This is a genomic window from Sphingomonas sp. PAMC 26605, assembly GCF_000241485.1.
Lineage (GTDB): Bacteria > Pseudomonadota > Alphaproteobacteria > Sphingomonadales > Sphingomonadaceae > Sphingomonas.
In genome coordinates this window covers 271,472-284,192 of sequence record NZ_JH584241.1, presented here as the reverse complement: position 1 = coordinate 284,192, position 12,721 = coordinate 271,472, and the positions used below count along the sequence as shown (strand labels likewise).

Genomic DNA, 12,721 nt, shown 5'->3' with positions numbered 1-12,721 from the left:
GAAGCGGTAGCGTCGGATTGCATCGGCGGCGTTGACGGCACGCCGGTGGAACCCGCAAACTGACCACGGGTTAGACCCGCGGCGATCCCGGATCGTTGCTCCGCTTTCACGAGGATCTTCCATGCCCGTCAAATCGCTCTCCGCAGCAGCCCTCGCCGTGCTCGTCGGAAGCTCCGCCCTCGCCGGCCCCGTGCCGATCGCCCCCGCCGCCACCGCGTTCAAGCTCGGCAGCCTGCGGCTCGTCGCGCTGCGCGACATGATCAACGCGGTGCCCAACGACGCCAGCGTGTTCGGCCCGCAAGTCGGTGTACCCGCGGTGACGGCGGTGCTGCGCGCAGCGGGCGCGCCAACCGATACGCTCCCGCTCGGTGTCGACGCGCTGCTCGTCGAAATGCCGGGGCACACCGTGCTGATCGACACCGGCCTCGGCCCCAAGGTCGGCGGGTCGCTCCCGAAGAGCTTCGCTGCGGCGGGCGTCGAACCCGCCAAGGTGACCGACGTGCTGATCACGCATTCGCACGGCGACCATGTCGGCGGTCTCGTCACCGCGGAGGGCGGCCTCGCCTTCCCCAATGCGACGATCCGGATGGCGGCGGCCGAATGGGCGTTCCTCAAGAGCAAACCCGACAACGCCGCGCTGGCCGCCGCGATCACGCCCAAGGTGCAGACCTTCACCCCCGGCGCCACGGTCGTGCCTGGCATCCGTTCGGTTCCGCTCGCGGGGCACACGCCCGGCCATTCCGGGTATGAGATCAGCTCCGGCAAGGAGCGGCTGCTCGACATCGGCGACAGCGCGCACAGCGCGATCGTCTCGCTCGCCAAGCCCGAATGGGTGATCGCCTACGACACCGACGCCAAGCAGGGCGTGGTCCGCCGCGAGGCGACGCTCGCGCAACTCGCTGCAAGCCATGAGCGCATCTTCTCGCCGCATTTCCCTTTCCCCGGCGTCGGCCGCGTCGTGAAGAGCGGGACCGGGTATCGCTGGCAGCCCGACCTGCGCTGACCCTCACCGCTCGCGGAGACTCTCCATGTCGAAGACCTCAATCGCCGACCTGTTCGCCGAAACGCTCGAACTCGCCGGCGTCGAGCGCATTTACGGCGTCGTCGGCGACAGCCTCAACGGCCTGACCGACGCGCTGCGCCGTCGCGGCAAGATCGCCTGGGTGCACGTCCGCAACGAGGAAGCCGCCGCCTTCGCCGCGGGCGCCGAGGCGCAGCTGACCGGCAAGCTGGCGGTCTGCGCCGGGTCGTGCGGGCCGGGCAACATGCACCTCATCAACGGGCTGTACGATTGCCACCGCACGCGCGTCCCCGTGCTGGCGATCGCCGCGCAGGTGCCGAGCGGCGAAATCGGCTCGAACTATTTTCAGGAAACGCGCCCCGAGGCGCTGTTCCGCGAATGCAGCGTCTATTGCGAGACGATTTCCGACGCCGACCAGATGCCGCGCACGCTCGACACCGCGATCCGCGCCGCGGTCGGGCATCGCGGCGTGTCGGTCGTCGCGATGCCGGGCGACGTCGCGCTGCGCAGCACGACGGGCACGCTCGCCCGCTCGGCGCAGGCGCTGCTGCCTAAGCAGGCCACCGTCGTGCCCGGCGCGCCCGAGATCGCACAGCTCGCCGAATTGCTTAACGGCTCGGACAAGGCCACGATCCTTGCCGGCCGCGGCTGCCGAACCGCGCACGCCGCACTGGTCGAGCTCGCTGGCGCGTTGCAGGCCCCGATCGTCCATGCGCTCGGCGGCAAGGAATTCGTCGAATACGACAACCCCTATGACGTCGGCATGACCGGGCTGATCGGCTTCTCGTCGGGCTATGACGCGATGCTCGGCTGCGACACGCTGCTGATCCTCGGCAGCGATTTCCCCTACCGCCAATTCTACCCCGAAAAGGCCAAGGTCGCGCAGATCGACCTGCGCCCCGAAAACCTCGGTCGCCGCACCGCGATCGACCTCGGGCTGGTCGGCGATGTCGGCGCGACGATCGCCGCGCTGCTGCCGCAGCTCAAGGCCGGGCGCGACAGCGCCTTCCTCAAGGACGCGCGCGAAAACTACGCCAAGGCGCGCGAAGGCCTAGACGAACTCGCGCACGGCACACCGGGCAGCGGCGTGCTCCATCCGCAGCACGTCGCGCGCGTGGTGAGCGAGCTCGCCGCCGATGACGCCGTCTTCTCGTGCGACGTCGGCACCCCGACGATCTGGGCCGCGCGCTATCTCAAGATGAACGGCCGCCGCCGCCTGATCGGCTCGTTCAACCACGGCTCGATGGCGAACGCGCTGCCGCAGGCGATCGGCGTGCAAGCAACCTATCCGCAGCGTCAGGTCGTCACGCTGTCGGGCGATGGCGGGCTCGCGATGCTGATGGGCGAATTGCTCACCGTGAAGCAGCTCGGGCTGCCGGTGAAGATCATCGTCTTCAACAACGGCACGCTCGGCTTCGTCGAGATGGAGATGAAGGCGGCGGGGCTGGTCGAGACCGGCGTCGATCTCGACAATCCCGATTTCGCCGCGATGGCGCGCGCGATCGGCCTCCACGGCGTACGCGTCACCGACCCCGGCCAAGTCGAGACCGCCGTCCGCGACGTGCTCGCCCACCCCGGCCCCGCGCTGCTCGACGCGGTGACCGCGCGCAACGAGCTGTCGATGCCCCCCGCGATCACGCTCGAGCAGATGAAGGGCTTCACGCTCTACATGGCGAAGGCAGTGATCAGCGGCCGCGGCGATTCGGTGATCGACCTCGCCAAGACCAATGTCGGGCTGCTGAAGCGGCTGTTCTGAGCCTCACACCGCAAGGTGCTGCGCGTGCCAGGCGACATGCTCGGCAAGGAAGGTCGAGATGAAATAATAGCTGTGATCATACCCCGGCTGCATCCGCAGCTCGAGCGGTATGCCCGCCGCAGCGCAAGCGGCCTCCAGCAATTCGGGCCGCAGCTGATCCTTCAGGAACGCATCGGCATCTCCCTGGTCGACCAGCAGCGCCGGCACCCGCGCGCCATCCTCGATCAACGCGACCGCGTCATGCTTGCGCCATGTCGCCCGGTCGTCGCCGAGATAGCCCGCCAGCGCCTTGTGCCCCCACGGCACCTGGCTCGGCGCGACGATCGGCGCGAACGCCGAGACCGAGCGATACCGCCCCGGCCGCGCCAGCGCGAGCGTCAGCGCGCCATGCCCGCCCATCGAATGCCCGGTGATCGACTGGCGGTCGAGGTCGGCCGGGAAATTGGCGGCGACGAGTGCGGGCAGCTCGTCGGTGACATAGCTCGCCATCCGGTAATGCTGCGCGAACGGCGCCTGCGTTGCATCGACATAGAAGCCCGCGCCGAGCCCGAAATCATAGGCGCCCACGGTATCGTCGGGAACGCCCTCGCCGCGCGGCGAAGTGTCGGGCGCGACGAAGATGATCCCCGCTTCGCGACACGCCGCGCGAAACTCGCCCTTTTCGGTGACGTTCGCGTGCGTGCAGGTCAGCCCCGACAGATACCACAAGACCGGAAGGCGTTCGCCCGGCGCATGATCGGGAACGAACACGCTGAAGGTCATCGGCGTGCCGGTCTGCGACGAATCATGGCGATAGACGCCCTGCGTCCCGCCATGCGAGCGCGTGGTGGAAAGCGTTTCGAGCGTCATCGGGCCATCCCTGTCTCATCGCGCGGCCGGTGCGGCGGCTGGGCGCTACCTAGCGCATGTGGCGCGAGGATGGGAAGCGACCCGGGAAGGAGAAGAGAGCGGGAGAAGGCAGTCGCAACGACTCACTCTCTGGCGGTTTTTCCAATAAATGCTGCGATGCAGCAAATTTGTGGCCCTCACTATGGCTTCATTTCCTTTTCGTAGATCGAGCTGGGATGCTGGATGCGGCAGCGTAGGAATAATCCATGCGTGACCAATACGATCCAAGGCTCGCCGGGCCGCGGTCGCGATCTTCACCCGCACTCGGGATCGGCGCGCTAGAACGGTTCGACGCACTGGGTTGTGCCAGCTTGCATGGCGAAATCTCTATTGCCTCGAGTCAATCGAAGGCGGAGCAATTGCCGTCACGATTCAGAGGCGGCGACATCGACGCCAGTAGCCAAGAACCCGCGTGTCGCATCGGCACGCGCCGGAATTGTGAAAATGCCATCACTGCGGGAAGCGCACGTGCAGCGCGTTAGATCATTCCAGTTCTTCGGAAAGGGTAAACAGCGTCGACTCGCAAAGCCACGCCTCAGAGGCGTCACCTATCGCGCATGGCGATCGCAAGGCGTTTCTGCGCGGAGGGGTCCCTTTGCTGAAGTGTGAGGGCCACCCGCGCCGGCCTTTGTGGAGCCCGGGATCGGTGGCTTTGAGGCAGGCGGACCAAACACCGAAACCTCAAAGCAGACCATCTGCCGAAATTCGTTTGACATTTTCCACATATGGCCCTATGTTCCACATAATGGGATTTATAAATGCGCCATTTTGAGCGCATATCTTGGAGGGGGGGCATCATGAAAAAGGCGGCACTGCATCTTGGGCTTTCGACGCTCGCGCTGGTTCCTGGTCTGGCCTATGGACAGGAGGTCGCTAGGGCGAACGTCGCTCCTGCACCCGCTGCTGGACAGGACGCCGGCACGGATCAGGCGGATTCGGGCGTTGCGGGCAAGGCACCCGCTACCATCCAGTCTTCTACTCCGTCGGACGACATCGTTGTGACCGGGACGTCGATCAGGGGTATCGCACCGACCGGTTCCGAATCGATCCAGATCGACAGCCGCGCCATCGAAGCCTCGGGCCGCGCTAATATCGCTCAGGTGCTTGCGACCATTCCGCAGCTGGCCTCTTTCGGCACGCGTCCGCGGCCGAGCCCCGGAGGCGGCTTTCCGCTGACGTCGCCCGATATCCGCGGTCTCGGCGCGACATCCACGCTGTCGCTGCTCAACAACCACCGGCTGGTCGGCTTGGGCGTGATAAACACCGTGTCGGATCCGACCCTTCTTCCGGCTGCCGCCATCGAACGCATTGAGGTCGTTCCGGACGGAGCCTCTTCGACCTATGGCTCGGATGCGATCGCGGGCGTGATCAACGTGATCCTCAAGCGCAATTATTCGGGCATCGACGCACGGGCTACCTACGGGATCGCCAGCGGCTATGCCGAGACCAATGCCAGCCTAGTCGTGGGCAAGGCGTGGAAGACCGGCTCGATCCTGCTGGGGTATCAATATTATCACAACGACGCGCTCACCGGCACGGATCGCTCGTACGCATCCCAGGATCTCAGCGGTCGCGGCGGAGTCGACGGACGCAGTCTGACCACCAGCCCGCCCAACGTCACGATCGGCGGCATCAATTACGGCGGTCCGAATTTCTTGGCGGGTGTCGTCAGTAAGGCGGACAATGCCAAGTTCAACGACATATTGCCGCGCACGACCCGTCACAGTGTCGTCTTGAACTGGCATCAGGATCTCGGCGATCGCGTCCATCTCTTTGGCGATGCCAATTACCTGCGCAGCTTCACGATCATCTATCAGCCGCAGCTCAATGCGCAGCTGACGATCCCGTCGACCAACCCCTTCTTCCAGGACTTCTCGAGGTCCGGCGCGACCCAGGAAACGGTCAACTACGTATTCACCCGCGAACTGGGCAGCCAGCGCTACGATACGCAGCTGCTGGAAACCTATGGTGCGAGCGCCGGCGCGGACGTCGATATCGGGGCACGCTGGCATGGTCAGATCCTGGGGAATTACGGGCGCGGGTTGCCCAAGGTCACACAACAGGGTCTGAACGGCGTCGCGCTTTCATCGGCGACCGCCGCGACGACGCGCGCAACCGCCTTCGATCCGTTCGGCGGCCAAACCAATCCGTCGGTCATCTCGGCGGTCACCAATTATGTCAGCGATCCGCGGGGCACGCAGAATCTCTATCAGGGCGTCGCCAAGCTCGACGGTCCGCTCTTTGCCCTGCCGGCCGGCGATGTCCGCGTCGCATTGGGCGGTGAGATCCGGCACGAGACGTTCAACTTCACCAACGTGGAAGGTCCGCGCGAGACCGCAACGGTCAAGGTTCTGGCACAGAATCGGACGGTCAGTTCGGCCTTTGGTGAAATCTACGTTCCGGTTTTCGGCGCGGCGAATGCCGTGCCCGGATTCCAGGAACTGACGCTCTCGGCATCCGTGCGCTACGACCACTATAACGACGTCGGCGGCACCACGAATCCGAAGGTCGGGATCTCATGGGCGCCGGTGAAGGGATTGCAGCTTCGCGGGACGTTCGCCAAGTCGTTCCACGCGCCAAGCCTTGCACAGACCAATCCCAACGACACCAACATCGAAGTGCATCCGGCTGTCATCGCGCCGGGACTCTTCACGCCGGTGGGCGATACCCAACCGAGGAACGTCTATCTCCTTGCCGGCGGCAATCCGGGCCTGACGCCCGAGAAAGCGACCACCTACTCCTTCGGCGGGGACATAAAGCCCGAAGCGCTCCACGGACTGAAGCTGAGCACGACCTATTTTCACGTCGAATTTACGAACCGCATCGGTGGCGCGCTCGGCGCGGCGTTCACCAACCCCGCATTGGCGAAATATGTGGTGGCTCATCCGACAGACGCGCAGCTGGCGCAGTTGATCGGCAATACCGAAGTCCGGGGGCCGCGGTTCGCGTCCGGCCAGACCGATTATTTCATCGACGCGCGGGGCATCAATGTCGGAAGCGCGATCGTCGCCGGATTCGATTATCAGGCGCAGTATGATTTCGATCTCACCCCCCACGACCGGTTGCGCCTGAGCGCCAACGGCCTGACCTACACGCAGTATCGCACCCAGGCCGCGCCAGGCGCCACCGTCCGCGACGAATTGGAGAATGGACAGGTCAAGTGGCGTGCACGCGGCGGCATCGGATGGACGCACGGTCCGATCGATTCCAACATCTTCGTGAATTATGTCGGGTCCTACGAAAATCCCGGCGTGACGCCGACGCAGCGGGTCAAAGCGTTCACGACACTGGACGTGAACACGGTCATCGATATTCCCGCATTCCCCATGGCGTCGGGACTTCAGCTGCTCGTCAATATCGAGAACCTGTTCGACAAGAATCCGCCCTTCTACAATGGCGGGGACGGCTACAACGCCACTTATGCCTCCCCCTTGGGTCGGCTCGTAACCGTGGGTCTTCGTGCGAAGTTCTAAGCAACCCATCGGGGTGCCCCGTATGAAGCATCGAAGAAGCGCGGTCTTGGCTGTGCTCATGCTCGGTGTTCTGCCCGTCTCCGCCAGTATCGGGCGGACGCGGGCGGAGCACCGCCCCGGGCCGGATAGCGTGGATCGCCGGGCCAAGGAGATCGTCGCGCGGGCGACGCTCGACGAGAAGATCCGTCTGGTCCACGGCTCCACCGGCGGGCTGCAGAAAGCGGGCGAAACCGGCCCTTATTCTCAGAACACCGTGGACGGGGCAGGCTATGTGCCCGGTATTGCAAGACTGAACATACCCGCGCTCCACGAGACCGACGCGAGTATGGGCGTGGGGGGTGCCGGGAACGACCGTGCGGGACCGAGGGCGACCGCGTTCCCCGCGAACTTGGCGTTGGCCGCGACGTTCGATCCCGCACTTGCAGGAAGAAGCGCGGGCGTTATCGCCAGCGAGGCCAGGGCGAAGGGTTTCAACGTCCTGCTCGGCGGCGGCATGAACCTGACGCGGGACCAGCGCGGCGGGCGCAACTTCGAGTATCTGGGCGAGGATCCTCTGCTGGCCGGTACGATCGCGGGTGAACAGGTAGCCGCGGTTCAGCGTCAAGGGATCCTCTCGACGATCAAGCATTTCGCGTTGAACGCGCATGAAACCAATCGCAAGTCGGTCGATGCGCGGATCGATCGCGCGGCGCTGCGCGAATCCGATCTGCTGGCGTTCCAGTTCGCGATCGAACGCGGGCATCCGGCGTCGATCATGTGCGCTTATAACCGGGTCAACGGGCCATGGGCGTGCGGCAACGCGTGGCTGCTCAACGACGTCCTCAAGACGCAATGGGGATATAAGGGTTGGGTAATGTCCGACTGGGGTGCGGTCCACGCCACCGACTACGCGCTGAACGGTCTCGACCAGCAATCTGGCGAGCAGATCGACAAGCAGGTCTGGTTCGGCAATCCTCTGCGCGATGCCGTCGTTCGCGGCGACGTGCCGATGCGCCGGCTCGATGACATGGCCTATCGCATCGTCCGGTCGATGCTCGCGGTCGGCATCACCGACGATACGGCGCCGCGTCCAATCGACTATCCCGCCCACGCGCAGGTCGCGCTCCAAGTTGCGCGCGAGGGGATCGTCCTCCTCAAGAACGACGCGCGGGCGCTGCCGCTCGCGCCTGGGATCAAGCGGATCGCCCTGATCGGCGGCAACGCGCAATTCGGCGTCCTGTCGGGCGGCGGCTCGTCTCAGGTTAAGCCGTCGAACGGCGAGACCCGCAGCATCCACATCGGCGGGCCGGGCGAGATGGAAGGCCTGCGGCGCGAGATCTGGTTTCCCTCCTCCCCGAACGCCGAGCTCCAGAAGCGACTGGCCCGTACCGAGATCATCTTCGACCCCGGCCAATATCCCGACTCGGCCGCAGCCCTTGCCCGCTCGGCGGACATCGCGATCGTCTTCGCGACACAATATCAGTTCGAGGGCGCCGACGTTCCAAGCATGACGCTGCCGTCGGGTCAGGACGAGCTGATCAAGGCAGTCGCCGCGGCCAACCGTAACACCATCGTGGTTCTCGAAACCGGAGATCCCGTTGCGATGCCGTGGCTGAAGGATGTCCGCGCCGTCCTGGCCGCCTGGTATCCGGGGCAGGAGGGCGGCCGTGCCATCGCGGAGATCCTCACGGGCGAGGTAAACCCCTCGGGTCACCTCCCGATCACCTTCCCCATCGATGACGCGCAGAGTCAACGGCCTGCGCTACCGAACCTTTGGCAGCCCGATGGTGCCGACGTGGCGGTCGATTATGTCGAGGGGTCGGACGTCGGCTATCGCTGGTATGCGCGGGAACGACGGACACCCGCATTTTCGTTCGGCCACGGTCTGTCCTACACCGACTTCACCTTCTCCGACCTGACGCTGCGCGGCGGCAAGACGATCTCGGTGACGTTCTCGGTCAAAAATATCGGCGCCCGCGAGGGAGCGGCCGTGCCCCAGGTCTATCTGACGAACGCCGCCGGTCGGCCGGTGCGTCGGTTGATCGGTTTCGCCCGCGCCGATCTGAAGCCCGGGGAGCGCCGATCGATCACGCTTCAAGCCGATCCCCGGCTGCTCGGTCGCTTCGACGAGGCGTCAAAGCAATGGATCGTCGCGCCGGGTACGTACGGCGTGATGGTCGGCCGCTCCGCCGACGCCGCGGACCTGACGGGCAGCGCGCGCTTGCAGGGTCGTCGTCTCGCAGTCGACTGGACACCCTGATCGCGCAGGCGATGCCATCATCGACTTTAAGGTACCGCTGAGATGTCATACCTTTCGAAGCGGCGCGCACGCCTGGCTCTCCTGCTCCTGGTCTCGGCATCCGGCATGGAACTCCATGCGCAGCCGCACGCCGATCCGCTGCTGGAGGGGTTCCGTGATCCGCCAAACGCCGCACGGCCGCGCGTATGGTGGCACTGGATGAACGGCAACGTCACCAAGGATGGCATCCGCCGCGATCTGGAATGGATGAAGCGGGTGAAGATCGGCGGCATGACGATGTTCAACGGCAATCTCGACACGCCGCGGGTGGTCGACCATCCGGTCACCTTCATGTCGCCCGAATGGAAGGACGCCATACGGTACACCGCCGAGCAGTCGGCGCGGCTGGGGCTGGAATTCACGATCGCCAGCTCGGACGGATGGAGCCTGACGGGCGGACCATGGGTAACGCCCGAACGTGCGATGAAAAAGCTCGTCTGGAGCGAGACCGAGGTGCGCGGCGGCACGCATGTCCGCGCGGCCCTGGCGCCTCCGCCGGTCACCAGCAGGCCGTATCAGGACTATCCGTATCTCGAATATTTCGGCAACGCGGTCTCGACCAAGCCGATCGTCGCGCCGCATTACGAAGACATCAGCGTCGTCGCGTACAAGCGGCCGTCGCGCGGACCGCGGGTTGCGGCGCGGATCACCGCGAACGCCGCTTTGCTGTCGACCGCGCTCCTGTCGGATGGTGCCTATTCGAGCAATCAGACTATCCGCGCGAGCGCCGACGGCGGCGCGATCATCCGGATCGAATATCCGAACGCCGTGACGAAGCGCGCGATCGTCATCGGCGTCGCCGGCGCCTTTCCGCACGGACGGGTCGAGGCGGAAGCATCGGATGGCCGCTTCACGAAGGTCGCTGAGATCGACGCGGATCCGCCCGGCGACGTCTTCGGCGCACTGCCTGCGCGCACGATCGCGTTTCCCTCGGCCGTCACCTCCAGCCGGTTTCGACTGGTGCTCGAGCCGACGAAATCGGGGGCGGAGCCGACCCGCACCTATGCCCTCAGCGAAATGGTCCTGACCGACGAAGCGCGCGTCAATCGCTTCGAGGCGAAGGCGGCGTTCGATTCGCTCGTCGACTATGACAGAGCGGCGACACCACCCGGCGATCGCCAGGGCGAGATCGATCCGGCGTCGATCGTAGATCTCACCGCGAAAATGGACGCATCGGGGCATCTCGACTGGCAAGCGCCCAAAGGCGATTGGGTCGTGTTGCGACTCGGCGCGAGCCTGACCGGTCACCGCAATTCGCCCGCCACCCGCGAGGGTACGGGGCTCGAGGTCGACAAGCTCGATGCGACCGCGGTGCGGGGATATCTGGCGAGCTTCTACGATCCCATTCTGGCGGCGGTCGGCGATTACAAGGGGCATGATGGCCTTCAGGCGATCCTGACCGACAGCTACGAAGCCGGGCAGCAGAATTGGTCGCCGCGTTTGTTCGAGGAATTCCGGACGCGGCGTGGCTATGATCCCCGCCCCTGGATTCCCGTGCTGACAGGCCGGGTGGTGTCGTCCGCGCAAGCGAGCGACCGCTTCCTGGCCGACTACCGGCAGACCATCGTCGACCTCTTCGCCGACGCGCATTATCGCACCATCGCGGCCTATGCGCATGAGCACGGCCTGCGATATTATGCCGAATCGATGGCGGGTTTTCGCCCCTTCGCCGGCAACGACATCCGCAACCGCAGTTTCGGCGACGTGCCGATGGGGGAGTTCTGGGCGGGCGGCGTCGATCCGCGCCTGATCGCCGATGTGGTCGGTGCCGCGTCGATCGCGCATGTTTACGGACAGAATATCGTTGCCGCCGAATCCTTCACCTACGCGCCGAATACCGAGCATCCCCCATTCTCCGCCGTGCCCGGCGACCTGCAGCCGCAGGTCGATGCAATGTTCGCCGAGGGTCTCAATCGGGTCGTCGTCCACACATCGGTTCACCAGCCGGACGAAAGGGCCCCGGGCATGACGCTTGGTCCTTATGGCCAATATTTCACCCGACATGAGACCTGGGGGGAACAGGCCGGAGCGTGGATGACCTATATCGCGCGGTCGAGCTATCTGTTGCAGCAGGGATTGGCGGTCCGTGACGTGCTGTGCCTGCTGGGCGATGGCGTTCGCGTCGGGCCGCAGAAGGGAGACGATCCGGTCCCCACCGGCTTCGGCATGGACTGCGTCGACCAACAGGGCTTTCTCGACCTGGTCGATTTCGAGAACGGGCGCATCCGGACCCGAAGCGGCATGACCTATGGACTGCTCAAGCTCGGGGTCGGGACCGAACGGCTCGACCCGCGGGTCATGGCCAAGATCCGCGATCTGGTCGCGAAGGGCGCCACCCTGGTCGGACCGAAGCCGACGGGCACTCGCGGTCTGACGGCGCCCGACCGGGCCACCCTCGACATCGCGGATCTGCTCTGGGGGCCCCAGGGGCAGGGGCGGCGATACGGCCGCGGCCAGGTTCTGACCGGTCCCCTCCCCCAAGCCCTGCAAATCAGCGGCATCGCGCCGGATTTTTCGTCCGCCGCCGACCTGCGATTTTACCACCGGCGTCTGGATGCCGGCGATATCTATTTCGTCACCAACCCGTCCGCGCGGCCGGTTTCCACGACCGGAACGTTCCGGACGAGCGGCCATGACGTCGAATACTGGAACGCCGATACCGGGTCCGCAACACCGGCGTCCTTCGACGACGATGGCGCGATGACGCGCGTGCCGCTGAACCTCGCTGCCGGCGCATCGACCTTCGTCGTGTTTCGCGGGCACCCGTCCGCGCATTTGCGCGTGCTGTCCCCCGACACCGAGCCTGATCTCGCCACGATCGCGAGACTCTGGTCCGTGCGGTTCCTGCATCCCGGTCGTCCGGCATCGACCATCATCCTGCCGGCTCTGACCTCATGGTCAGACAGCAGCGATGCAGCAGTGCGGTTCTTTTCGGGCACTGCGATATATTCGACAACGTTCGACCTCGATCGCAGGTCTGGAACGGTATCGCTCGATCTGGGGCGGGTCGGCGATGTCGCCACGGTGCGCATCAACGGCGAGTTGGCGGGAACGGCCTGGAAGGCGCCGTACCGGCTCGATGTCGGCCGGTTTCTCCGGACGGGTCGCAACAGCTTGGAGATCGAGGTTGCGAACACCTGGTTGAACAGGATCATCGGGATGAAGCGCGGCATTCCCGACGCCGCTTTCTTCACGACGGCGCCGACCGATACGATCACCGCGCATACCGAGCTTCGCCCGTCAGGGTTGCTCGGGCCGGTTCGCCTGATCGAAACGCAGCGCGCGCAGTAAAAGGCGGTCTTTTC

Annotated in this window: 6 protein-coding genes; 5 read left to right on the top strand and 1 reads right to left on the bottom strand. The window is 65.3% G+C overall.

The window, feature by feature from the left end; genetic code table 11:
- Window positions 1-121 precede the first annotated feature (121 nt).
- Window positions 122-1,003 carry an MBL fold metallo-hydrolase gene (locus RH90_RS01365; RefSeq protein ID WP_010183401.1) on the top strand — a complete coding sequence of 294 codons (882 nt, stop codon included), beginning with the start codon at window positions 122-124 and terminating at the stop codon, window positions 1,001-1,003.
- Window positions 1,004-1,028: 25 nt separating this feature from the next.
- Window positions 1,029-2,777: a ubiquinone-dependent pyruvate dehydrogenase gene (gene poxB / locus RH90_RS01360; RefSeq protein WP_010183400.1), complete on the top strand. Its 1,749-nt coding sequence runs from the start codon at window positions 1,029-1,031 to the stop codon at window positions 2,775-2,777.
- 3 nt (window positions 2,778-2,780) lie between these two features.
- Here the strand turns inward: poxB and fghA are convergent, their stop codons facing one another.
- Window positions 2,781-3,626 carry an S-formylglutathione hydrolase gene (gene fghA / locus RH90_RS01355; RefSeq protein ID WP_010183399.1) on the bottom strand — a complete coding sequence of 282 codons (846 nt, stop codon included), beginning with the start codon at window positions 3,624-3,626 and terminating at the stop codon, window positions 2,781-2,783.
- Window positions 3,627-4,423: 797 nt separating this feature from the next.
- Between fghA and RH90_RS01350 the strand changes: the two genes are divergently transcribed.
- The 3 genes from RH90_RS01350 to RH90_RS01340 all read left to right on the top strand — a co-directional run bounded on the left by RH90_RS01350 (window position 4,424) and on the right by RH90_RS01340 (window position 12,707).
- Complete coding sequence (locus tag RH90_RS01350; protein ID WP_081476850.1) at window positions 4,424-7,138, top strand: TonB-dependent receptor plug domain-containing protein; 2,715 nt, start codon at window positions 4,424-4,426, stop codon at window positions 7,136-7,138.
- Between the two features lie 130 nt (window positions 7,139-7,268).
- Entirely contained in the window at window positions 7,269-9,377 is a 2,109-nt protein-coding gene (locus tag RH90_RS01345) for a beta-glucosidase family protein (RefSeq protein ID WP_010183397.1), read from the top strand.
- Window positions 9,378-9,482: 105 nt separating this feature from the next.
- Entirely contained in the window at window positions 9,483-12,707 is a 3,225-nt protein-coding gene (locus RH90_RS01340; protein ID WP_010183396.1) for a glycosyl hydrolase, read from the top strand.
- Window positions 12,708-12,721: the final 14 nt, after the last annotated feature.